The organism is Qipengyuania sp. RANM35 (assembly GCF_041021145.2).
Classification (GTDB): Bacteria; Pseudomonadota; Alphaproteobacteria; order Sphingomonadales; family Sphingomonadaceae; genus Qipengyuania; species Qipengyuania soli.
Genome location: NZ_CM196433.1, coordinates 2,761,302 through 2,785,185 on the forward strand (window position 1 = coordinate 2,761,302; position 23,884 = coordinate 2,785,185).

The 23,884-nt window shown below is 64.4% G+C and carries 19 protein-coding genes; 10 read left to right on the forward strand and 9 right to left on the reverse strand.

What is annotated here, in order from left to right; genetic code table 11:
- Positions 1 to 2: 2 nt before the first annotated feature.
- The 3 genes from RAM60_RS13835 to RAM60_RS13845 all read right to left on the reverse strand — a co-directional run bounded on the left by RAM60_RS13835 (position 3) and on the right by RAM60_RS13845 (position 4,523).
- Positions 3 to 1,538, reverse strand: coding sequence for a DUF389 domain-containing protein (locus RAM60_RS13835; RefSeq protein WP_369026280.1), 1,536 nt, complete (start codon positions 1,536 to 1,538; stop codon positions 3 to 5).
- Positions 1,539 to 1,572: 34 nt separating this feature from the next.
- On the reverse strand, positions 1,573 to 3,915 hold the full coding sequence (locus RAM60_RS13840) for a DNA translocase FtsK (RefSeq protein ID WP_369026279.1): 2,343 nt from the start codon (positions 3,913 to 3,915) through the stop codon (positions 1,573 to 1,575).
- A 71-nt stretch (positions 3,916 to 3,986) separates the two neighbouring features.
- Positions 3,987 to 4,523, reverse strand: a complete 537-nt coding sequence (locus RAM60_RS13845; protein WP_369026278.1) for a thiamine phosphate synthase — start codon at positions 4,521 to 4,523, stop codon at positions 3,987 to 3,989.
- Between RAM60_RS13845 and RAM60_RS13850 the strand changes: the two genes are divergently transcribed.
- Entirely contained in the window at positions 4,522 to 5,184 is a 663-nt protein-coding gene (locus tag RAM60_RS13850; protein ID WP_369026277.1) for a YggS family pyridoxal phosphate-dependent enzyme, read from the forward strand. The two genes, RAM60_RS13845 and RAM60_RS13850, sit on opposite strands and share 2 nt — an antisense overlap.
- A 10-nt stretch (positions 5,185 to 5,194) precedes the next feature.
- On the opposite strand, the gene RAM60_RS13855 is transcribed toward RAM60_RS13850, so the two are convergent.
- Entirely contained in the window at positions 5,195 to 7,954 is a 2,760-nt protein-coding gene (locus tag RAM60_RS13855) for a [protein-PII] uridylyltransferase (RefSeq protein ID WP_369026276.1), read from the reverse strand.
- Entirely contained in the window at positions 7,951 to 9,645 is a 1,695-nt protein-coding gene (locus tag RAM60_RS13860; protein ID WP_369026275.1) for a class I adenylate-forming enzyme family protein, read from the reverse strand. The genes RAM60_RS13855 and RAM60_RS13860 overlap by 4 nt, the downstream gene beginning before the upstream one ends.
- A 165-nt stretch (positions 9,646 to 9,810) precedes the next feature.
- On the opposite strand from RAM60_RS13860, the gene lgt reads away from it, so the two are divergent.
- From lgt to RAM60_RS13875, 3 genes are read left to right on the forward strand one after another with little or no spacing between them, the layout of a single operon-like run.
- Positions 9,811 to 10,686, forward strand: coding sequence for a prolipoprotein diacylglyceryl transferase (gene lgt / locus RAM60_RS13865; protein ID WP_200981902.1), 876 nt, complete (start codon positions 9,811 to 9,813; stop codon positions 10,684 to 10,686).
- Complete coding sequence (locus RAM60_RS13870; RefSeq protein WP_369026274.1) at positions 10,683 to 11,768, forward strand: class I SAM-dependent methyltransferase; 1,086 nt, start codon at positions 10,683 to 10,685, stop codon at positions 11,766 to 11,768. Before lgt ends, RAM60_RS13870 begins: the two co-directional genes overlap by 4 nt.
- Complete coding sequence (locus tag RAM60_RS13875) at positions 11,765 to 12,175, forward strand: DUF2147 domain-containing protein (RefSeq protein WP_369026273.1); 411 nt, start codon at positions 11,765 to 11,767, stop codon at positions 12,173 to 12,175. The genes RAM60_RS13870 and RAM60_RS13875 overlap by 4 nt, the downstream gene beginning before the upstream one ends.
- On the opposite strand, the gene RAM60_RS13880 is transcribed toward RAM60_RS13875, so the two are convergent.
- From RAM60_RS13880 to RAM60_RS13895, 4 genes are read right to left on the reverse strand one after another with little or no spacing between them, the layout of a single operon-like run.
- Entirely contained in the window at positions 12,172 to 13,707 is a 1,536-nt protein-coding gene (locus tag RAM60_RS13880) for an ABC transporter permease/substrate-binding protein (RefSeq protein WP_369026272.1), read from the reverse strand. The genes RAM60_RS13875 and RAM60_RS13880 overlap by 4 nt on opposite strands.
- Positions 13,704 to 14,471: an ATP-binding cassette domain-containing protein gene (locus RAM60_RS13885; RefSeq protein ID WP_369026271.1), complete on the reverse strand. Its 768-nt coding sequence runs from the start codon at positions 14,469 to 14,471 to the stop codon at positions 13,704 to 13,706. The genes RAM60_RS13880 and RAM60_RS13885 overlap by 4 nt, the downstream gene beginning before the upstream one ends.
- Positions 14,468 to 14,929 carry a hypothetical protein gene (locus RAM60_RS13890; protein WP_369026270.1) on the reverse strand — a complete coding sequence of 154 codons (462 nt, stop codon included), beginning with the start codon at positions 14,927 to 14,929 and terminating at the stop codon, positions 14,468 to 14,470. The genes RAM60_RS13885 and RAM60_RS13890 overlap by 4 nt, the downstream gene beginning before the upstream one ends.
- 60 nt (positions 14,930 to 14,989) lie before the next feature.
- Positions 14,990 to 16,435 (reverse strand): sensor histidine kinase, encoded by a 1,446-nt coding sequence (locus tag RAM60_RS13895; protein ID WP_510639901.1) that lies wholly within the window; start codon positions 16,433 to 16,435, stop codon positions 14,990 to 14,992.
- A gap of 242 nt (positions 16,436 to 16,677) precedes the next feature.
- On the opposite strand from RAM60_RS13895, the gene RAM60_RS13900 reads away from it, so the two are divergent.
- From RAM60_RS13900 to RAM60_RS13925, 6 genes are all read left to right on the forward strand, one after another.
- Positions 16,678 to 17,247 (forward strand): DUF4402 domain-containing protein, encoded by a 570-nt coding sequence (locus tag RAM60_RS13900; RefSeq protein ID WP_369026268.1) that lies wholly within the window; start codon positions 16,678 to 16,680, stop codon positions 17,245 to 17,247.
- Positions 17,198 to 17,800, forward strand: coding sequence for a DUF4402 domain-containing protein (locus tag RAM60_RS13905; RefSeq protein WP_510639903.1), 603 nt, complete (start codon positions 17,198 to 17,200; stop codon positions 17,798 to 17,800). Before RAM60_RS13900 ends, RAM60_RS13905 begins: the two co-directional genes overlap by 50 nt.
- 138 nt (positions 17,801 to 17,938) lie before the next feature.
- Positions 17,939 to 18,421 carry a DUF4402 domain-containing protein gene (locus tag RAM60_RS13910; RefSeq protein ID WP_200981910.1) on the forward strand — a complete coding sequence of 161 codons (483 nt, stop codon included), beginning with the start codon at positions 17,939 to 17,941 and terminating at the stop codon, positions 18,419 to 18,421.
- Positions 18,422 to 18,491: 70 nt separating this feature from the next.
- Entirely contained in the window at positions 18,492 to 19,013 is a 522-nt protein-coding gene (locus tag RAM60_RS13915; RefSeq protein WP_369026266.1) for a DUF4402 domain-containing protein, read from the forward strand.
- Positions 19,014 to 19,112: 99 nt separating this feature from the next.
- On the forward strand, positions 19,113 to 20,015 hold the full coding sequence (locus RAM60_RS13920; RefSeq protein WP_369026265.1) for a fimbrial biogenesis chaperone: 903 nt from the start codon (positions 19,113 to 19,115) through the stop codon (positions 20,013 to 20,015).
- A complete protein-coding gene (locus RAM60_RS13925) occupies positions 20,012 to 23,878 on the forward strand; it encodes an SdrD B-like domain-containing protein (protein WP_369026264.1) in 3,867 nt (1,288 codons plus the stop codon). The genes RAM60_RS13920 and RAM60_RS13925 overlap by 4 nt, the downstream gene beginning before the upstream one ends.
- Positions 23,879 to 23,884: the final 6 nt, after the last annotated feature.

Below are 23,884 nucleotides of genomic sequence, written 5' to 3' on the forward strand. Positions count from 1 at the left end.
GGCTACTGGATTGCCCAGCTTGCTCTGACCTCTGGCCCGCGCCCCGTTTCCACTCTGACGCTCACACCAGACTTTGCAAGTTGCTCGCCAATCGGGTTCGCGTCCCGATCAGGGCCCGAGAGTACCACGGTGTTTCCCGTCCGCCGGGCTGCCCAAGCGATCAGGGCCAGGGCCTTTGCGCCATCCTCGTCAGGAGTGCCGTCCTCAAATGTGATGCTGGGAAGCGTGAGCGACGGTGGCCGCAGCAACACCGTCCATCCCGGCACGTCGGACGATACCCGCCGCTCCAGTTCGCGATATCCTCCAAGCGTCAGGCCGGGCAATTGCCTTGCCGTAGCCATGACCCGCCGGTTCTCGCGGTCGATCATCACTTCGTCCCGACCGATTCCAGCGACGAGTGCCATGCGATCGCCAAGGCCGCTAATCTGCCGCTCGTTGGCCTCTGCCTGCTCTTTGGCCCGGGCCTGCGCCAGGGCGGCTTGCTCCGCAGCGCCCGGGTCGGTGCCGACACGGTACTGGTCGATATTCACCGCAACCGGGGTGCCGAGCCGTTCTTCCAGACGCTTGGCGATCTCGGTATTCGCATTGGTGCGGAATTCGGGAGTGAAGACGCTGGCGGTCACGTTGACCGGGTCGGTGTCCCAGCTCACGACGGGCTGGTCCACCCGCGCTTTCGCGCCGAACGCTGCCTTTACCTCCTGGTTGACCACGCGCTGGCCGTTGGCCTCCCAGGCGATTGTCCGCAGGGAAAAACCGAGCGGGATTGCGAGTGCGATGAACACGGCCACGATGGCCAGCGACTGTACGCGGCTCTGACGTTCCGAAAGGCCCGAACGATAGCCATAGAATCGCGCCATGACGGCCGCCGTCAGGGCGATGGTGACGAAATTGGTGACGAACAATCCGAGTGCCCCGAAGAACACCGTCCAGTTCAGCGTCGCGAGGCCGAAGCCGACCACGGCCAGCGGCGGCATCAAGGCGGTTGCGATTGCCACCCCAACGATGGTGCCTTCGCGCCCGCGAATGACGGCGTAGCCGCCGGCAAGAGCGGAAAAGAGCGCAACCAGCAGGTCGAACAAATTGGGCCGTGTCCGCGCGGCAATCTCGCTGGTTACCGTCTGCAGGGGCGAAGATACGACGATGAGCGCGCAGAACAGGACGGCAAGTCCACAACCGACAGCCAGAGCCCTGGCGCAGCGACGCAACCACTGGGCATCGCCGGTCGCGAGGGCGAAGCCCGTGCCGATGATCGGATTCATCAGCGGCGACAAGAGCATGGCGCCGATGACCACCGCCGGTGAGGAAAGCAGCAGGCCGAGGATGGCGATGCCTGCCGACATCGCGATCATGAAGACATAGCGTGTCGTCAGCAGGGATTCGTCCCTGACGCGGGCGATGGTTTCGGCGTGGTTGGTCTGGCCCACCACTTCCTCTTGCCACCAGCTGCGCATTTCCGCGAAGGCGCGGAGGATCGTGTACTTGCTGATCGGCCCGCGTTTCGGACTGTCGTTTCCAGCCGCCGCTGCAACGTCGGTCATGCCCACCCCCTCATTTTCTAGGTCTGGCCGGATGCTAGATCGGATTGCCGTCGCGGTCGCGGAATATCTCGCGTCGCCCGACGTGGTTCGCGGGCCCGACAAGGCCGTCGCCCTCCATCCGCTCGATCCACTTGGCCGCCGTGTTGTAGCCTACCCCCATCTGGCGCTGGAGCCATGAGCCAGAGGCCTTCTGGTTTTCGAACACGATCTGGCAGGCCTGGCGGTATTTGCGTTCTTCCGGATTGTCGGAGGCGGTGAACTCGTCCTCGAAGCTGAAGCCGAAGCCTTCTTCCGGCTCCTCGGTGACCGCATCGACATAATCGGGCTTGCCCTGCGCGCGCCAGTGGTCGGCGACCTTCTCGACCTCTTCATCGGATACGAACGGCCCGTGGACGCGGATCATGGCGCCGGTGTTGGGCTTGTAGAGCATGTCCCCCTTGCCCAACAGCTGTTCGGCGCCCTGTTCGCCAAGGATGGTGCGGCTGTCGATACGGCTCGTCACCTTGAAACTGATGCGGGTCGGCAGGTTCGCCTTGATGACGCCGGTAATAACGTCGACGGAGGGACGCTGCGTTGCCATGATCAGGTGGATCCCCGCAGCACGCGACTTCTGTGACAGGCGCTGGATCAACACTTCGATTTCCTTGCCGACGGTGACCATGAGGTCGGCAAGCTCGTCGACGATGAGCACGATCAGCGGCAGCGGTTCGTAATCGAGCTGCTCTTCCTCGTAGATCTCCTCGCCCGTCTCGGGGTCGAAGCCGGTCTGGACGCGGCGGCCCAGCGGCTTGCCCTTGGCGATGGCGGTTTTGATCTTCTCGTTGAAGCCGGCGATGTTGCGCGAGTTGACGCTGCTCATCATGCGATAGCGGCGCTCCATCTCCTCGACCGCCCACTTCAAGGCGCGCACCGACTTCGCGGGTTCGGTCACCACCGGGCTCAGCAGGTGGGGAATGTCGTCGTAGGTCTTGAGCTCAAGCACCTTGGGATCGATCAGGATCAGGCGGCACTCTTCGGGCGTAAAGCGATAGAGCAGCGATAGCAGTATGGTGTTCAAGCCGACCGACTTGCCCGACCCGGTAGTACCCGCGACGAGAAGGTGGGGCATGGCGGCGAGGTCGGCGACGATCGGCTCCCCTGCGATGTCCTTGCCCAGGATCATCGGCAGGCTGCCCTTGCTGTCGACGAAGGCGGCGCTGGCGGCGAGCTGCTTGTAACTGACCATCTGGCGATCGGCATTGGGCAGTTCAATGCCGATCACGGTCTTGCCCGGAATCGGCGAGACGCGGGCCGAGATCGCACTCATGTTGCGGGCGATATCCTCGGCCAGGCCGACCACGCGACTGGCCTTGATGCCGGGGGCAGGCTCCAGCTCGTACATGGTGACCACCGGGCCGGCCCGTACAGCAGTGATCTCGCCCTTTACGTTGAAGTCGTCGAGCACGTTTTCGAGCAGGCGGGCGTTGCGCTCCAGCGCCATCTTGTCGAGCTTGGGCGCGGAATTTTCCGGCATGTCGTCCAGCAGGTCGAGGCTGGGCAGCTGGAAATTGGCGAACATGTCGCGCTGCTTGGCCTTGGCCGGACGCGGGCTGGCGGGGGCGGGGGCCGGGTCGGCAATTTCGGGGGCGCGGCGGGCCGTGACGGGGGCGTCCTCGTCATCCTCCTCGTCATCCGAAAGCAGCGCAGGCTTGGCCCGCTTCGCCTTCTTCGGGACCAGAGGCAGGTCGATGTCGGAGATATGCGGGCGCTGCTTGACGAAGTCGGGCAGCGTCAGGAACTGGACCCAGTCGATCGCGAAGACGCGGGTAACGAGGGCGATTCCCCCTCCCAGAGCGACCAGCGCAAGCGCAAGGACGACCCAGCCAGAGGCCGCTTCGCCGAAGCGGTCGCCGACCGCCTCGATGCCAAGCGCGCCCAATTGCCCGAACAGTCCGCCGAGACCTGCAGGCAGGCTGCCGGTCGCCGCGTCGAAGACGAGAGCGAGGATCGTGCCGAGCAGGACCATGGCCGCAAGGAGCATGGCGAAAGGCCCCCACCAGCGGCCCGGCGTTTCTTCCTCGTCCTCGTGCTCTACGCCGGTCCACAGGCGGCGGGCGGAAATGTACAGCAGCGGCAGCAGCAATATGGCGGGCAGGCCGAAATAGTTGAGGACGCGCTCTGCCCCCCAAGCGCCACTCGCACCCATCCAGTTGCGGATGTCGGTACCGGCGGCCGCAGTGGAAGGGCTGGGGTCGGTCTGCGTGTAGCTTGCCATCGCCAGCGCGAGGAAAAGCAGCAGGGCGAACAGCAGCCCCGCGCCTGCCATGTGTGTGGCACGGCGAAAGCTGCGGCGGAATGCCGCCCGCCAATCGGGTCCTGCGCCTGCGCGCGAAGCCATGAAATTTCCCCTGATCCGTCGAGAACGGCCATTATGAATCCTCGGCGAGTCCGAGGTCAAGGAAACTTCGATCAACCGAGTCCGTCGATCGCTCCCCAACGCGGCCAGTCGAGTTCGCGCGCCCTTTCGTGGGTCATCCCGCCAAGGGCGATGACCGGTACGGGCGACTGCTGTGCGAGGACGTGAAAGCCGTGCACCCCGAGCGTGTGCGCGCCCGGATGCGAGGCGGTCGGGAACACCGGCGAAAGGAAGATGCCGTCAGCCTTGTCTTCGACGGCAGCCTGGAGCTCTTCGCCATCGTGCGCAGTGATTAGCCGCAAGCCGGTCCCGCGATGACCCGCGGGGCCATAGCTGCCGTCCGCACCCCAGTCTTCATTTCCTGCGAAGACAACGACGTGGTGACCCTGTCGGGCGATCGTGGCCAGTTCGTCGAACCTCGCACGCCGGACGTCTGGCGCAAGGTGATAATGGCGAAAGACGAAGCCCGAGCCCGTAGGCAGCTTGCTCAGGGCCTCCTCGAGAACCGCATCGTTGCGCGCATCGGATAGCAACCAAAGCAGGGGGAGGGACTGGCGCGCAGGCATCGACACGCTATAGCGCGGCGCCATGGAAATTGCAGATACTCCTCTTGCGACAGTTCGCGCCAATATCGCTGCCGCCTGCAAGATCGCGCGGCGCGATCCGGGCGAGGTGACGCTTATCGCGGTAAGCAAGACGCACCCGGCCGAAGCGATCATGCCGCTGCTGGAGGAAGGCCAGCGCCACTTTGGAGAGAACCGCGTTCAGGAAGCACAGGCCAAGTGGCCGGAACTGAAGGAACGATTTCCGGCCACGCAACTCCATCTCATCGGTCAATTGCAGTCGAACAAGGCGGAAGATGCCGTCCAGCTGTTCGACTGCATCCATTCGCTCGACCGCCCGAGCCTTGTGACCGCGCTGGCCAAGGCCTTCGATAAGCACGGGAAGCAGGTCCCCTGCTTCATCCAGGTCGATGTCGGCGAGGAGCCGCAGAAGGGCGGCTGCCCGGTGAAGGATTTGCCGGCCCTGCTCGATCAGGCGCGTGATGCCGGTATTCCGGTAGTTGGCCTCATGTGCATCCCGCCCTTCGATTTCGAGCCCGTGCCCTTCTTTGCCTTTCTCGACAAACTGGCCCGCGACCACGGGCTGGAAGGCCGCAGCATGGGAATGAGCGGGGATTACGAAACCGCCATCAAACTTGGGGCGACGCATGTTCGCGTAGGCACCGCGCTTTTCGGAGCCCGGGACTGAGCCTGCAACGCTAGGCGTTTTCGAGCTTTTCCTGCATCTCGTCGCTCGCGACTTCGATCAGCCGCGCCTCGATCCGGTTCATTCGTTCGCCCGCGTCCAGCTTACCGCCGGTCAGGTCGGTGACGTAGAACGTGTCTGCTGCCCGCTCGCCGTAGTTGGTAATGTGCGCCGAATGGACCACAAGGCGACTCTCGAACAGTGCGCGGGCGAGCCGGTTGAGCAGAGCCGGGCGATCGCGCGCGTTGACTTCGATGACCGTGAAACGGTTGGATGCCTTGTTGTCGAACAGTACCTGCGGCGACACGTCGAAGGCCTTTGACCGGCTGTGCGGCAGGGGCCGCTGCGCAAGCCGGGGGGCGAGGTCGACCCGGTTGGCCAGCGCATCGGCAATGCTCTTTTCCAGCCGGTCGAGTTGCGCCTTCTCGGCAAAGGGATTGCCGTGCGGATCTTGGACGAGAAAGTTGTCCAGCGCCCAGCCCTGCCGCGTCGTGTGGATGCGCGCGTCGATGATGTTTCCGCCGGCTAGGTGGATGCCGCCCGCGATGCGATAGAACAGGCCGGGATGGTCGGCCGCAATAACCGTGACCAATGTGGCGCCGCGCGCCTCGTAGAATTCGCAATGGACCGACAGGTCGTGCTTGGCCGCGCGCGCCTCGGCATAATGGACGAGGTTCAAGGCGATGATGTCGACCGGCTCGGCGATCCAGTAGGCATCGCCCAGCGTCCTGGCGAGCTTGTCGACCAGACCGGCCTTGTCACCGAGAAGCTCGGCGACCTGCTGTTGCTTCGCGGTCACCCGCTGTTCGCGGCCATGGCGCATGTGGCCGAGGCGCAGGCGCTCCTGCGAGACGTCGTATAGCTCGCCGAGCAATTGCCCCTTCCAGCTGTTCCACGTGCCCGGACCGACTGCGCGGATATCGACGGCGGTCAGGATCGCGAGATGGCGTAGGCGCTCGGCACTCTGCACCTGCGCGACGAAATCCTCAATCGTCTTGGGGTCGGTCAGGTCGCGTTTTTGCGCGGTGTGGCTCATCAACAGGTGGTTGAGCACCAGCCACGAGACGATGTCCGTCTCGCTCTCGGTGAGGCCAAAACGCGGGCACAGCTCCTTGGCGACTTCCGCCCCGAGGATCGAATGGTCGCCGTTACGGCCCTTCGCGATGTCGTGGAGCAGCGCCGCGACATAGGCGACGCGGCGCGAATTGACCTTGTGGATCAGCCGGCTGGCGCGCGGATGGTCGGCGGTTAGCTCGCCCTTCTCGATCTTGTTGAGCAGGCCGATCGCGCGGATGGTGTGCTCGTCCACCGTGTAGTGGTGGTACATGTCGAACTGCATCTGCGCGTTGACCTTGCCGAAATCGGGCACGAACTTCCCGAAAACTCCGGTCTCGTTCATCCAGCGCAGGACCATTTCGGGGTCATTGCGGCCGGTCAGCAGGTCGAGGAACAGGGCATTGGCGCGTGCGTCCTTGCGCACCGCGTTGTCAATGAGACCGCTGTCGCGCGTTGCCTGGCGCATGGTTTCGGGATGGACCTCGAGCTCCTCCGCCTCGGCCAGCTGGAAAACTTCGATGAGGCGCACCGGGTCCTTGCGGAACCAGTCATCCGACGGCGCGGCGATCTTGCCGCCGAAGATGCGATAGCCCTTCAACGTGCGGGCTTTCTGTTTCCAGCCGGCGAAGAACCCCGACCGCGCGCTCTTGGCCGCGAATTGCTCGTCGATATGCGCAAGGAAGACGCCAGTGAGCGAGCCCACGCGCCGGGCGTGGAGGAAATAGAGCTGCATGAAGCGCTCGACCGAGCTCTTGCCCGGCCGGTCGGCGAATTTCATTCGCTCGGCGATGCGACGTTGCATGTCGAATGTCAGGCGGTCCTCGGCCCGCCCGGTCAGCACATGCAGATGGCACCGAACGGCGAGCAGGAAGTTCTCTGCCCGGCGAAAACTGCGATATTCTGCGGGGGTGAAAAGACCGACATCGACCAGTTCCGATGCAGAGCGCACCCTGTGGATGAACTTGCCGATCCAGTAGAGCGTGTGAAGGTCGCGAAGGCCGCCCTTGCCGTCCTTCACATTGGGTTCGACGACATAGCGGCTGTCGCCCATGCGCTTGTGCCGGGCATTGCGCTCGGCCAGCTTGTCGGTGACGAAATTGCGCTCGTTCCCGCGCACGACTTCGGCATCGAACCGGCGCGAGCCTTCATCGAACAATTCCTGGTCGCCCCAGACATAGCGGCTTTCAAGCATGGCGGTGCGGATCGTGAGGTCTTCCTTCGACATCCGCAGCGCCTCGTCCACCGTGCGGGTCGAGTGGCCGACCTTCAGGCCGAGGTCCCACATCATGTAGAGCATCGCCTCGACCACCTGCTCGCACCACGGCGTGCGCTTGCCGCCGACGAGGAAAGCGATGTCGACATCCGACTGCGGCGCCATTTCGGCTCGCCCGTAACCACCCACCGCCATGATCGCGAGCCGTTCCGCCTGCGAGCGGTTGGCCGTGGCGTAGAGGTGGGTGATCGCGTGATCGTGGATGATCCGCACCAGCTGGTCGATCAGGAAGGCATGCCCGCCCGCGCATTCATGCCCGGCACTGGGCTTTTCCTCGAGCCGGCGGGCAAGCTCAGCACGGCCGTCCTCGAGCGCCTGCTTGAGCAGGGCGACGATCTTCGGGCGGGCCTTGTCGCCGTGCTCCCCGACCAGCGCGGCGAGACGGTCGGCGATATCGCGCCGGTCGATGATCGCGCGTTGGGCGGGGATGCGGACGCGGTTCAAGCGGCGAGGTGCTCCTTGGCGAAGGTCGCCTTGACCGTGCGCTTGTCGACCTTCTGCGTGCCGAGGCGCGGGAGCTGTTCCTCGCTCTGCCACATCAGCGCCGGGATCTTGAACGGTGCGATGTGTTCGCGCAGGAATGCCTGCAGGTCCTCGATCGACAAGGTCGTGCCCGGGTGGACGTAGTAGACCGCCGCGGGCACTTCGCCGAACCGTTCGTCGGGTACGCCGAAGACGCTGCATTCGGCGACGTCGGGATGGGCGTAGATCGCTTCCTCGACCTCGATGCAGGCGATGTTCTCGCCGCCGCGGATGATGATGTCTTTCTTGCGATCGACGATGAAGAGATATTCGTCCTCGTCGAGATAGCCGAGGTCACCGGTGCGGAAATAACCGTCGTCGGTGTAGGCCGCGGCGGTCGCTTCCTCGTTCTTCCAGTAGCCGAGGAAATTGCACAGCGAACGCATCGATACCTCGCCCACCTGTCCGCGCGGCAAGGGTTTGCCGTCGTCGTCGAGGATGGCAAGGTCGACCAGCGGCTTCGAAGGCATCCCGGTCGAACCGGGCTTGGCGAGGTAGTTCTCGTTCAAATTGCCACAACCCACGCCATTGGTTTCGGTGAGGCCATAGCCGAGCAGCGGGAAGCCTTCGGGGAAGGCCTCGCGGATGCGCTCGACATGCTCGACAGGACGCGGTGCGCCACCGGCGGCGAAGCTCTTGCACTGCGACAGATCGTACTTGTCGCGGTCGGGATGGGTTGCAAGTTCGTAGCTCATCAGCGGAACGCCGACGAAGTAAGTGACCTTTTCCTCGTCGAGCAGGCGCAGCGCCTCGCCCGCATCCCACTTGGGCATCAGCACCAGCTTGCGACCCATGGCGAGCGACTGGAGGAAGACCGGGACCTCACCGGTTACGTGGAACAGCGGAACGGTGACCAGTGCACTCGGCTGCACGGTGGGCGCTTCGCCGCGCTCGGTCATCAGGCCGAGGATCATCGCGGTCTGGCAGACGTAGTTCATCACGCCCGACACGACGCCGAGGTGGTCCGAATAGGCGCCCTTAGGGTGTCCGGTCGAACCCGAGGTGTAGAGAATGGTGGCCAGATCGCGCGGTCCGAGCTCGCCGAGCATCTGCGTGGCGGTATCGCCCTCTGCCCAGATCGGCGCGAGGCCCGTTGCCGGATCCCCGTGGTCGAAGATGACGACCTTGGCACTGTGCGAGATGCCATCGAGGCGCGCGGCGCGCTGCGGGTCGGCGAGCACTAGCGAGCATTCGCACAGGTCGATACCGTATGCGAGTTCTTCACCTGTCCACCAGCCATTGAGCAGGGTCGCGCAACCGCCGGCCATCAGCGTGCCCATGTAGGCAAGGATCCAATTGACCGAATTGCGTGCGGCGATGCCGACCCTGTCGCCCTTCTTCAAGCCGTGGATCGTCGCCAGTCCGTGCGCGACGTGCCGCGCGGCGGCATAGACCTCGCCGAAGGTCATGCGCATGTCGCCGTCGACGAGGAAGACCGTGTCCTTATGCTCGTTGCAGAAGTGCGCGAAGTAATGCGCCAGGCTTGGCGGGGCGTTCTTGAAGCCCGGCATCATCACGCCGCGGCGTTCCACGTCGACCAGTTCGAACATCTGTCCGGGTGCGGTCACGTTGGCGGTAAAACGATGGATGTCCTTGTCGAGTTGTGTCGGCATCGGTCCTCTCGGTTCCTCTCCAAATCCGGCGCGCGGCTTCGTTTCGAAGCCCGCGTTTGTACTGCGGCTCGACGCAGGCTTTCCCCAAATGCCCTGCTATGCCAAAAGCCGCCTCCGATGGGTCGCCGGGCGCGGCTGTGAATCAGTCTCTAAAAGGATACGCACTTGCTGTCACTACTCGCCGCGAGCGGCGCTTCGGATCCGATCTACTGGCAGGATCTCGGCCTCAGGCCCTATCTCTTCCAGATCGGCGGTTTCCAGCTGCGCTACTATTCGCTCGCCTACCTGTTCGGCATCCTGTTCGCCTATTGGCACCTGTCGAAGATGATCAAGGCGCCTGGCAGCCCGATGGCGCAGCGCCACGCCGACGACCTGTTCTTCTACTGTACGCTCGGAGTCATTCTCGGCGGGCGGCTTGGTTATGCTGCGTTCTACAAGCCCGAGCTCTTCGCCAGCACCGACCTGTTCAAGCTGTGGGAAGGCGGCATGAGCTTCCATGGCGGCGTAATCGGCGTGCTTGTGGCGATCACCTGGGTCGCATGGCGCGGCGGCCTCAACTGGCTGCGCATCTGCGATTACATCTCGGTCAACGTGCCGCTCGCCTACATGCTCGGGCGCATCGCGAACTTCATCAATGGCGAACTTTACGGCCGCCCGGTCGAAGGCGATTTCCCGCTGGCGATGATCTTCCCGACCGATCCGCAGCAGCTGCCGCGGCATCCGAGCCAGCTGTACCAGGCCGGTTTCGAGGGCTTGATGCTGGGCATCCTGATGCTCGCTCTCTTCTGGAAGACCCGCTCGCGCTATCGCCCGGGTTTTCTCGTCGGCGTGTTCACCATCGGCATGGGTCTTGGACGTTTCCTCGTCGAGTATTTCCGCGAGCCCGACGCATACCTTGCCTATGTCGTGGTCCAGACCGGCCTCTCGCGCGGCCAGTGGCTCAGCCTGCCCATGGTCGCTGTCGGCATTATCGTGATGGCCTATTCGATGATGCGACCGGCAATCGGTAGCGCCAACGGAGCGAAGCCGCAGTCCGCATGAGCGAGGATGCCCCCGCCGACCTCGGCGAGAGCTTCCGCCGCCTGATCCGCAGCCACGGGCCGATGCCCGTGGCGCGCTACATGGGCGAGAGCAATGCGCGCTACTACGCCGGGCGGGACCCCCTGGGCGCCGCCGGCGACTTCACCACCGCGCCCGAAATCAGCCAGATGTTCGGCGAGATGGTCGGGCTGTGGCTCGCGGACATCTGGGTACGGGCGGGGCGCCCTGCCGATGCAATCTATGTCGAACTCGGGCCGGGGAGGGGAACGCTGGCGAAGGATGCGCTGAGAGCCATGGCGAGCCAGGGCCTGCGTCCCGAGGTGCACCTCGTCGAAGGCTCGCCCGCCTTGCGCCAGATCCAGTCGGGCGCGCTCGGAGGGGCGATATTCCATGACTCGCTCGACACCTTGCCCGACGACCGCCCGATCCTGCTGGCAGCCAATGAGTTTCTCGACGCCCTGCCCGTGCGACAGCTGGTGATGACCGAAAAAGGCTGGCGCGAGCGGATGGTGGCGCTGGATGACGCCGAAGGGTTCGTGTTTGCCGCCGGACCAAGCCCGATGGACGATGCCGTTCCTCAGGACAGGCGCGCCGCCGAACCGGGCACGGTGATCGAGACCTGCCCGGGTGCTGCTGCTCTCGTGGAGGCACTATGCGAGCGGATCGAGCGGCAGGGCGGCGCGGTGATATTCTTCGACTACGGCTATCTCGCCCCGCAGAATGGATCGAGCCTGCAGGCCATCCGTGCGCACGAGAAGGTTGGCGTCTTCGATGCCCCCGGAGACATGGACCTGACTGCCCTCGTAGATTTCGCCTCGCTGGTGGAATTGGCCCGCCGCAGCGGCGTCGCCACCGCCACGGCGGAACAGGGAGCGTGGCTCACCGCAATGGGCATCGGCATCCGCGCGCAGGCATTGGCAAACCGCAGCCCCGAGCGTTCGAAGGATATTCAGGAAGCTCACGACAGATTGGTCGGAGCCGCGGCCATGGGTGAATTGTTCAAGGTCATGGCGATGACTGCCCGCGACTGGCCGCGCGGGGCCGGTTTCGACGAAGGCCCAAGGAGGAAGCCGCCCGAATGAAACGCCTGCTCGCGCTCGCCGCCCTGCTTGTTGCCCAGCCGCTGCTGGCCGCCGAACCCGTCTCAGGTCGCTGGGTGACTGCGGAAAAGGATGCGGTCATTTCGATCGGGCCCTGCGGCAAGCAGGTTTGCGGGACAATCGCCAAGTTCCTCGTGCCGCCACCGCAGGGCCTCGACCAGCGCGACGTCAACAATCGCGATGCCGCGAAGCGCAGCCGCAAGCTGCTTGGGATGGCCATCCTCACCGGCTTCTCCGAAGATGGCGACCAGTGGCGCGGGCAGATCTACGATCCCAAGAGCGGCAAGACCTATCGCTCGATCATCAAGCGCAAGGGAGCGAATGTGCTCGAGGTGAAGGGCTGTATCGGACCCTTCTGCCAGACGCAGGTGTGGCGCCGGTCGAGCTAGAGCCCGGCGCGCTTTGCCAGGCGCCGTGCTGCTTCGTCGAAGGTAAGCTTGTTCTCTTCGCGATCGACCGAGAAATTCGCCTCGCGCATGGCCTCCACTGAAATGGAGCCGACCAGCGGGCGAAGCGCTGCAACCAGTCCTGCGTTCGCGCCGGTCTCCGGGCTCAGCAGGATGATGGCATCGTAGTTCGGAAAGGCGCGCTTCGGGTCGGCGAGGATGACGAGCCTGTCCGCCGCAATCCGCCCGTCGCTGGTATAGGCGCCGATCACGTCCGCCTCGCCAGACTTGAGCGCATTGTACATGAAAGTGGGCGAGAAATTGCGCTGCTCCCGAAAGCGCAGGCCGTAGGCATCGCGGACGGCGCGCCATTCGGGCCGTTCGAAGAATTCGGGATCGCCGCCGACGGTCAGTTGCGGCGCCACTCGCGCCAGATCTTCGATGGTCTCGATTGCAGATGACTGCGCGCGGGCCTCAGTGACCGCAAGCCCGTAGGCGTTCTCGAAACCCAGTCTTCCGAGCACCACCGCGCCGCTTGTACGGGTTTCCCAATCGGTGATTTCCGAAATCATCGCATCCCGGTCGGGATTGTCCGTCCTCTCCATCTGGTTGGTCCAGATGGTCCCTGTGTAGTCGACGAGGATATCGATGGCTCCGGTCGTGACGGCCTTGTGCGCCACCGCCGACCCCAGACCGTCGCGATAGTCCACCGCATAGCCTTCCGCTTCGAGCCGCTGGCCGATGAGGCGTGCGAGGATGTATTGCTCTGAGAAGCCCTTTGCACCGATCACCACGCGCCGCTCTTCGCCGCCGCCGAATTGCGCCGCCAGTGCCGCAGCGACGCCGAGTGCGACAGCGGCAATGCCGCCCCAGGTGAGTGCGCGTCGCCGCGTTTTCAGGCCCGTCTCGATGGTCCCCAGCAGTGCGTCCGCGACCATAGCCAGGCCAGCGCTGGCAATGCAGCCGGCCAACACCAACGCCCAGTTCTGCGTCTGCAGCCCGGCAAATATCGGATCGCCGAGACTCTTCTGACCGATGGTCGTGGCAAGCGTTGCCGCGCCGATGGTCCAGACCGCGGCCGTGCGGATTCCCGCCATGACATAGGGGGCGGCCAGCGGAGCCTCGACGAGCCGTAGACGCTGCCACGCGCTCATGCCTACGCCATGTGCTGCTTCGACAACACCGGGATCGAGATTGGCCTGCGCAGTAACCGCATTGCGCAATATCGGCAGGACCGCATAGAGCGCGAGGGCGAGCAGGGCGGGGAGGAAGCCGAGCGTGGGCAGTCCTTCGCCGAAGACCGCGCGCAGGCTCAGCAGGATGGGGAAGAACAGGGCGAGTAGCGCAAGCGCGGGAATGGTCTGGACAAGGCTGGCAAAACCCAGTGTCGCACGTGCAACGGTCTGCGACCGGCTCGCCCAGATCGCCAGCGGCAGTGCCACGATTATGCCAAGCGCCAGAGCCGCAGCCGAAAGCAGGACATGCGCTGCCAGCTTGTCGCCGAGGTCCAGGAGGTCAGTCCAGATTTCGTTCACCGGGCCAGCTCCGCCAGACGGTCCGCCTGCGCGCGAGGAACAGCGACCAGGCCTTGGGCGATCGCTCCACCTGCACCTGCAAGCAGGGCCTTGGGCGTCTCGTCGGCGACAATTCGCCCTCCGTCCATCACCAGGACCCGGTCTGCCAGCAGTAGCGCCTCGGCCATGTCATGGGTGACCATTACCGTGGTAAGGCCGAGTTCGCTGTGCAGCTTGCGCACCGCCTCGCCCAAAGCGTCGCGGGTGATCGGGTCGAGCGCACCGAAAGGTTCGTCCATCAACAACAGGTGCGGTTCGCCCGCGAGCGCCCGTGCCACGCCCACACGCTGGCGTTGCCCGCCCGATAGCTCGTCGGGCACGCGCGTTGCCATTGCTCCTTCCAGCTCTACCAGTTCGAGCAGGTGTCCGATGCGCTCTGGCGAGATTTTCTCGCCCGCGAGTCTCGGGCCGATGGCGATGTTTTCCGCCACGGTCATGTGCGGGAAGAGGCCGATCGACTGGAACACGTAACCGACCCTGCGACGCAGTGCCGGGAGGGGCAGCTCGGCTACATCTTCGCCTTCGAACAGAACGTTCCCCGCATCGGGTTCGATCAGGCGGTTGACCGTCTTGAGCAATGTCGACTTGCCGGAACCGGAGGCGCCAACCAGCGCCACGAACTCGCCCGCACGGATCGAGAGCGTGACGCCATCGACGGCATCGACATGGCTGAAGCGCTTGCGGACGTCACAAAATTCGAGCGCGGGTTTCGCAGTTGGCGTCACGCTGCCTTGTCGTCCCCGCTATCCGCCGGCGCGACATAATCAACCCGCTCCAGTTCGATCTGGCGGCCCTTTTCGTCGCTCGCGTCCATGGTGTCTCCATGCATCCGGTCGGGCTTCCAGCAGGTCTCGGCGCCATTCTCGTCTTCGGGATTGAAGCACAACAGCCCGCCGCCGCTGGCGTCGAAGCGCCACGTTCCGGACTGCCAGGGATCGCCGTTCCGGACGTCGCGATAACTTCCGTCGCTGTCGAGGTAGGTGGTGAAGCGCGCCCCGTCGTCAGACGTCGCGCGCCAGGCGGTTGCGGCAAAAACCTCTGGTACAGGCGATCCTGTCGGGGAGGCATCGGTGCTGGCGTTCTCGCTCATGCCGGTCGCATCGGCAGTGTCGGCTTCGGGAGCACAACCCGCTACCAGCATCGCCAACCCGACATGCGCCGCTGCCCAGATCATCGCCTTCATTTACGCTCTCCCATGATGCCACCATAGCAGGGGGGAGCCCGCTGGCGACCCCGATGTGGCTCAGCCGGTTATCGAGACGGCAGGGAAATCGATTTCAACAAGCATCCCGTCATCGGTAAACCGGCGTTCGAAACGTCCTTGCAACTGGCTTTCGATCGCCATGCGCAGAAGACGCGAGCCGAAGCCCTCGCGGTCCTGAACCTGGTCTGCTTCGACCGGGCTACCGGTTTCGGACCATATGACATGGATTCTACCCCCCTCCTCCGTGGAGGAGGCAATCGTCACCTGCACGCGACCCTTGCCATTCGACAGCGCGCCGTACTTTGCCGAATTGGTCGCAAGCTCATGGAAGATGAGCGCCAGAGGTGTCGCTGCCCTTGCGCCGATCGCGACATCGTCACCGGCGATTTCCACGCGGTCGCTGCCGTCGTGATAGGGCGCGAGCAGGTCGCCCAGCAGGCCCTTGAGGCAATCACTGCTACGGCCCTCGAGCGGGCGGACATAGTCATGTGCCGTGCCGAGGGAGCGGACCGCCGCACTCAGCTCGCTGGCGAATTCGGCGACTTCATGACGTCCGCGCGACCTGATCGCTATAAGCCCCGAAATGACCGCAAAGATGTTCTTGATGCGGTGCGACAGCTCGTTGGCGAGCAGGTCGTTGGCTTCACGCTGGCGGTGTTCGCGGTCGATGTCGATGAGTGTCCCGACCCATCGCCGCTCACCCTGCGGGGTCTCGATGGGAACGACGCGTGACAGCGACCAGCGCCATTCGCCATTTGCCTGCTTGAGCCTGACCTCGTCTTCGAACGGCTCGCCACGCGATGCCGAATCCTGAAAGGCGGGGGCGCTGCGGGCGAAGTCTTCCGGGTGGATGCTTGCGCTCCACTCGGCCACGGTCTTCGGAGCCGGTGCACCGGTGAGTTCCATCCAGCGGGCGTTGAAATAGTCGAAATTCAGCCCCTCATCAGCCGACCAGGCGATGCCGGGGAAGGAATCGAGCACCTGCTGGATGCGCTGCTGGGCAGCTTCCTGCTCGATGGAACGCTCTTCAGACTGTCGTTGCGAGGCGAGGCGCCGCATGACGGCCAGCCCGAGAGTTTCCAGCGTCTGGCGCTGTAGGTCGGACAGTCCCTCGGGACGAGGCACGGTGTCGATCACGCACAGTGCACCCAGTGGCGCACCCTCGGCAGAAATCAGGGGCTGACCTGCGTAGAAGCGGATACCGAGTTCTCCGGTCACCAGCGGATTTTCGGAGAAGCGCGGGTCACGCGTCGTATCGGTAACAACCATGGCGGAATCGCCGAGCATGGCATGGGCACAGAAGCTGGTCGGGCGCGGGGTTTCCTCATCGGCCACACCGAGCCGAGCGAGGAAGACTTGCCGCTCACTCTCCACCATGGTCACCATGGCCATGGGGGTCTGACAAATCTCCGCGGCCAGGGCTGCAATTCCCTTCAGCTCTGCGTCATCGACAAGCGCACCCGTGCCATGAGCAGCCAGCACCATAAGGCGTTGGTCTTCTCCACAATACGCCTGCGCTGGCTTTTCGCCGCGCGGCCATAAGTCGCTCGCTTTGTGATACATCGGCCCGGACGCGATAGATTAGCCGTTCCCGCACAGTTTGACAAAGAAAATGCGCCCGACCGCACGTTGCTCGCCAAGGACTTAAGGTCGGACTACGCAACTCCACTCATGGTTACCAAGCTTTTAACACTTGCGACGATCCTCTATATTGCCGGGTCATGGAGATGCGTGGGACAGACCTGAAGAAGCGTGGACGACTGCGCATGGGCCAGATCGGCGTCGTGGCGACCCTGCTGCTGGCGACGGGACCAGCCCCTGCTCTCGGGGCGCCTTCGACCATTTCGGTGACCAATCCGCTTATGTTGCGCTTTGGCACTTTTGCGGTGCCCAGTTCAGGTTTCCGCGAGGTTTCGGCGAGCGGGGCGGTAAGCAGCGCAGGGATCTTTGCCCTTAGCAGCGCAGGAACGGGACCTGCCCGCTTCACGGTGCAGTACGACCGAGGCAACAATTCCAAGCGCCGGGTCGATGTGACCATTGATCTCGTGTTCTCGACCCCTTCTGCGTTTGCGCAGGGCGGGCTCACGGCGCGGCTCAGTCGCTACCAGTCGGACATCCCCGGCTATCCCTCGATCGCACCGGGGCAGATCGTTCGCGTCCAGCTGGCCAATTGCCTCCAGCGGGTCTGTTCGATGTCCTTCAACCTGGGTGGAAGGCTCGATGTGGACCGGAGCTTTGGCGGGGGCAATGTCGCAATTCCGATTCCGGTCGATGCCGTACTGGTGTCCGAGCGCTGAGATGCAGGCGCGCTGGCTCCTCGTCCTGGCGGGTCTTGCGGCAGGCAGCCATGGAGTCCCCGCGATTGCCGGCGGAAGTGCCGCGGCAAGCGGGATTGCAAGTGCAACGATCGTCGAGCCGATCGCCCTGCGTTCGATCGACCCGCTCCAATTCGGCGTGATTGCGGCGGCGCGTTCTGGAAGCGGATCGATCACGGTCGATCCGCAGACCGGGGCCAGCACTTTTTCGGGCAGCCTCGCTCCGGCATGCCCGCACAATGCCAGCTGTTTTGCGCGCCCGGCGCAATTTGGAGTGACGGGTGAAGCAGGGCGTCGTTACCGGATCGATGCGCCCCAGGTGGCCAGCGCGGTGCGGCAGGAAGGCGGCTATGCCACCTTGCCGATCAGCGCGATAAGGATTTGGGTCGGATCCGGTTCGGCGCAGGATTCAAGAGGACTGCTGGACGCGAGCGGCAATGACAGTTTTCGAGTCGGTGGAACGCTGTCTGTTCCTGCAGGCACTGAGCCGGGAATTTACCAGGCAGAGCTCGCAGTGGTTGTCTCCTATGATTAAGGCGCTCCTAAGCTTGTGCGTAAAACCACGTAATTGCGGGTTATTTTCCCAGTAAGCCTTTCTTAAAAGCTACGCGGTATCCCTTAGCTCGCACCGGCTGCTGCTGGGCGCCATAGAAAGATACCAGGGGACACCTACATGAAGAAGATCGTTCTGGCGGCAGTCGTCGCTACCGCTGCAACCATCGCTGTCCCGGCCGCTGCGGCGCCGGGCGACACCGCAACCACCACGGGCTCGGCCACCGCAACCATCGTTGCGCCGATCTCGATTTCGCACGACGCTGCCTCGCTGAACTTCGGCGTTCTCGTTTCGCCTTCGGCTGCCAGCCAGGTTACCGTCGTCGGCGCCAACGCGACCGTCACTTCGGGCGATGCAGTCCAGCTCGGCACGGGCGGGTCGGACTCGTTCACCGTTACGGGTGATGCGGGTCGCAGCTTCGCCATCGTGACCGGTGGCAACACCATGGGCGGCATGTCGTTCACCACGACTGCTCCTGCTTCGGGCACCATCGGTGCCGGTGGCTCGACGCAGTTCTCGGTCGGCGGTGTGCTGAACATTCCGGCCAGCCAGGCTGCCGGTGTTTACACCACCACCTACAACGCCACGGTTACCTACAACTAAGTAGCGCCTCGAGTTTAGCCGTCGGGCGGGTCATCCTGACCCGACGGCTTCCTCGTGCCGGAAACGCACCATGCGCACCGCCCTCCACAAGATAGCCAAAGGCCTGATGGCCGGCACGCTGGGGTTGGTGGCGGTTTCGGCGCAAGCGGCGCCCGGGAACACCAAGACTGTTGCCGGAACCGCCAATGTTACCATTGCCCAGCCGGCAAAGATCCAGAAGGTCGACGACCTGCGCTTCGGCGTCATCGTTCGTCCTGCCGGCGCCGGTATGGTAGAGATCGATCCGACCGGTACGATCACAGCCAACATCGATATCAGCGCCTACCCGGGCAATCGTGGCCCTTCGCGCTTCCTGCTGGTTGGCGACAACAATCGCAGGTTCCTCGTCTTCCTGCCCAGTCGCATCGACATCACCAATGGGACTGCGACCATGCGCGTCGACCGGTTCCGCATGAATGCCGTCAACGGTTCGACCCGTTTCGACGCCAACGGCCGCTACAACCTGTATGTGGGCGGACGCCTGAACGTCGGGGCAAACCAGGCAGTTGGACAATACTCGGGGACATTCGACGTCACCGTAGTTTACCAATAAATTAACCATATTAGGGTTATCCCTCAGGTTCGAAGCAACCTCTAGGGAACGGGCAATCCTAACATGACGTCGGGTCCGACCAGAAAACTCCGCAGCCGCGTGGCCGCCGGCACTGCCATCGCGTGCCTCATGGCGATGGGCATCACCTCCTCTTCGGCGCAGCAAGCCGGCGATCTCGGCGCAGCCGTGCCCGTTCCACCTGCGGGCTCTGTCGGGGGCATGGGTGACGTCAACCTCTTCCCCAAGCGCGTCGTCATCAACGGACGGCGCGAAATCGCGACCGTGGGCCTTTACAACAAGACCACCGACGACGGCGAATACGAGATCGCGATCGTCGACATGGCGATGACCCCGCAGGGGCAGCTCGTCCGCTTCGACAACGGTCTCGACGAGGCGACCAAGGCCAAGGTCCGCACTGCCAGCGAGATGCTGCGCTATTCGCCGCGCAGGGTCATCCTGCGGGGTAGTGAATCCCAGCTCGTCCGCATCATGGCGCGCGCGGGCGCGGAAGTGCCCGATGGCGAGTACCGCTCGCACTTCGTCGTCACTTCGGTCCCCGAGGATGCCGGATTCAGCATCGAGCAGGCAGCCGGTGCCCAGCAGCCGGACGGCATCGGTGTGACCATCCGCCCGCGCTTCGGCATCGCCATCCCGGTGTTCGTGCGGGTCGGTACGACCACCCTCGACGTCGGCATTACCGCACCCAGGATCATCACCGAACCTGACGGTTCGCGCGCGGTGTCGTTCACGCTCACGCGTTCGGGCACCCGCTCCGCATTCGGCGATGTCTTCGTTCGGGCACAGGGCTCTTCCAAGCCGATCGCGATCTCCAAGGGTATCGGCGTCTACCCCGAAGTGGATTCGCGCCAGGTCATCGTCCCGATCGATCCTACGACCGACCCGCGCCTGCTGGCCAAGGGAACGCGCCTGACGATCGACTTTGTCGACGATGACTTCTCGCCCGGTAACAAGCTTGCCGAAAGCGCATTCCAGGTCCCGTGAGTAACCGTGTTTTCGTCCGTGGTGCAGGCGTCGCATGCCTCGCCGCGGCCCTTGTCGGCTACTCGCTGGCAACGGACGACAGCGACTACCTGCCGCAACTCCCGGGCGATGGCGACGACGGAGACGAGGGCGCTCCGCAAAAGCCCTTTTTGCGTGCGCCGCTGCCCGAGCCCAGCTTCGGGGCTTCCGCAACACGCCTGCCGACGGCCAATGGTACGTCGACCAGCCTGAAGGCACGTCGCAGCGGTCTGCTCACCTCTGCAAGCAGGGTTCCGGTCGCGGTCGATCCGGCCCGTCCATCCTTCGTCCTGCCGGTCGCTCCTGCGGGCGATGTTGGCGAAGGGCCAGCTCCGGCAAGTCCGCCAGCAGCGGTCGAGAACGTCGCGGCAGCGCCGGACCAACCGGTCGCCGCCGTTGGCACCACTGCATCGCCTGCCGCAACCTCGGGCGAGGTTCCGAGCTTCGCGGATGTCTTCGGCGCTCCCTCCGGCCCCGCAGAGGCGGCTGTACCGAGCGATGTCGCCGAAACCGTCCCGACCGCTGCGCCACTTGCAGCCCCTGCAGTCCGGTCGGAGGAGGTGGTGGCCGAGCCCGTTCTCGAGCCACCGCCGCTCCCTCCGCCAGTCGCGACAGGGGTGACTTCCCCGTCAGCGGAGCAACCAGCAGACCCGATCACCGAGGCGCCCGTCGAGGCGCCTTTCGCGCAAGCTGAGCCCGGCGAAATTCCGCCTGCCGCGACAGTTCCGGACCCAGAGCCTGCGCCGGTGACCGCGCTGCCGGACAACCCGCCTGAAGTTACTGTCCCTGTGGACCCGGTTCCGGCACTTGCCGCAGCTCCCGTCCCTGCTCCTGCTTCCATTGCCGCTGCTGCGTCGGTTCCCGCATCGCCAGCCCCGTCCGCCCGGATTGCCGATGAGGGAATGGTGCCTGCTCCGCTGAGCCCTGCGACGGATAAAACGGACGCCCCCCAAGGCCAAGTTACTGTTGAGAAGACGGTTTCTCCGGAGGTCAGGGCACCACTCGCGCCGATAGCTCCGGCTCAGGCGACATCGCCAGCCAGCACTGCTTCGACGGCATCGGTGGCTCCCGTCGAGCCGGTCGCCGAACTCGTACCGCTGCCGCGCCAGTCCTCGATCCTCGGCATGCCCGGGACCGGCGAGCAGGTTTCCGGCCAGCCGGCCTCGATTGCCGACGATCCGGTCCAGCTCGGCATGGCGTCGAACGCGCCTTTCTCGACCACTGCGGGAACCCCGCTGTTGAGCTACCAGGACGAGCTCATCCTCGAGCTGAAGGTCAATGGCGCGCCTGAAACCGACACGATCATTGCCTATGGCACGCGCGGCGGGCTCTACTTGCCGCTCGGAGCGATCGCGCGCATCCTCGACCTTGCGGTCACGGTTACCGACGAGGGCCGCTACGCTCATGGCTGGGTGCTCAGCGAGGACCGCACGATCACCATCGACCTGCGCGGCGACGAAATCGAGCTGCCGGGCAAGACGATCCGGATCGACAACACTCTTGCCACCGATTTCGATGGCGAGCTCTACCTGCGGATGGACCAGTTCGCGGTCCTTTTCCCGGTCGAGGTCACTGCCGACCTGCGATCGCAGACAGTCCTCCTCAAGACGCTCGAAACCTTTCCCTTCGAGGCCCGCAGGAAGCGCGAGGCCGACCGCGAGAAGCTGGCGGCGCGCGAGGCTTCGACCGACAGTGGCCCGAAATTCGACCGTGTCGAGCAACCCTACCAGGCCTTCTCGATACCTTCGGCCGATGTCGAATTGCGCGCGGTTTCGGACCGCATCTACGGCACCCGGATGGAAGGCGACATCCTGCTGGCGGGTGACCTCGGTTACTTGTCGGCGGATGCCTACCTCAGCGGGGATACCAAGAACGGCCTCGTCGCTTCGCTGTTCAAGGTCGGGCGGATGGACCCCGATGCCGACTTGCTGGGACCGCTGAAGGCCACTGCCTTTTCCCTGGGCGACATCCATTCGACCACCATGGCGCTGGGCCTGCGAAGCGTTTCGGGGCGCGGCCTGACCCTGACCAATGCGCCCTCGCAGGTGTCTTCGGTATTCGACAAGGTCGATATCCGCGGCATCCTGCCCGACGGCTACGAGGTCGAGCTCTACCGCAACGACGTGCTGGTCGGATCCACGCGCGATGCGGTCAATGGGCAGTATGAATTCCTGCGTATCCCGGTCGATTTCGGCCTCAACGTCTTCCGCCTTGTCTTCTTCGGGCCGCAGGGTCAGCGCAGCGAGACGGTGCAGCGGATCAGCGTCGGCGATGGCCGCGTGCCGAAGGGCAAGCTGGTCTACAGCATGGACCTGGCGCAAAAGGACGAAAACCTGTTCGAGGTCCGCCAGCCACGCTTCGTCCCGTCGCGAGACTTCGGATCGTGGCGTGCATCGACACAGCTGGCCTATGGCCTGACCTCGGGCCTGACCGGTATCTTCGGCGGGGCGTGGCTGCAGACGCTCGACCAGGACCGCTGGCTCGCCAATGCGGGTCTGAGGACGAGTATCGCCGGCCTCGCGGTCAAGGCTGATGCGGGTTACGCGGACGGCGGCGCGACGGCTTTCGGCCTCGGCATCGGCGGACGTTTCGGTCGCTCGGCGATCACGGTCAGCCACACCGAATACGGCGGGGAATTCCCCGACGAGACCAAGCTCATCGGCCAGCAGTTCCTGCGCCGCGCGACGGAAGTCGACATCAACACCAGCCTGTCGCTCAACAACGACAGTTTCACGCTCCCGCTCAGCGCCCGCTTCCGCAATTACCTCGATGTCGATGGGCGCAATACGCTGGTGGGAGGGCTGCGGGCATCGAGCCGCCTGGCCGGCCTGCTGGTTTCGAACACGATCGACTATTCGCGGGTTACCGGGCCGGACATCGAGAAGAACGAACAGCTCTACGGCAATTTCGACCTCGCGACGATTTCGCGCGGCTCGACGCGCGCCCGCGTTTCGCTGGGCTACCAGCTGATGCCGTCGACCGATCTCACGAATACCACGCTCGAGATCGATCACGCCATTGATCCGAAGACCTCGATTCGTGGCATTGCGGGCTATGACTTCAATGCCAAGGGTGCGCGCTTCGGAATATCCGGCGTACGCGATTTCGATCGCTTCAGCCTTGCGCTCGATTCCAATTATTCCTTCGTCGACAAGAGCTATTACGTCGGGTTGCGGCTCGGCTTCAGCCTCGGGCGCGACCCGCTGCGCGGACGCATGTTCATGGCAAGGCCGGGTCTGGCAAGTTCCGGCGGCGCGACCGTCCGCGCGTTCCGCGACCTCGATGGCGACGGGACCTTCGGCGTGGGCGACGAAGCCATCGGGGATGTCGATTTCGTCGCCTACAACCAGACCGCGAAGACCGATGACAAGGGCGTGGCAAGGCTCACCGGGCTCGGCATGGGGCGCGCGGTCAGCATCCAGATGGACACGACCACCCTGCCCGATATCGACATGGCTCCGGCAAAGCCCGGCCTCGAAGTCGTGCCGCGGGCGGGCCGAATCCACGCGATCGATTATCCGGTCGTTTCCCTGAGCGAAATCGAGGGCATGGCGCGCTTCGCCGATGTCGCCGGCGAGCGCGGCGTTTCCGGCGTGCGGCTCCAACTGGTCAACGAGAAGGGCGATGTCGTCGCTTATGCCAAGACCGAGGTCGACGGGTATTATTTCTTCGAACGCGTGGTTCCGGGCACGTATCGCCTGCGCATCGACCCAGACCAGCTAGAGCGGTTGCAGCTCTGCCCGCTCAATAGCGAGGCGGTGTTCGTCGGCAATGTGTCCGACGTGATTTCGCGCAACCTGTCGATCGGCACCTGTGCCCCGGCCATTGCCCGTGCCAGCGAATAGCTTTCC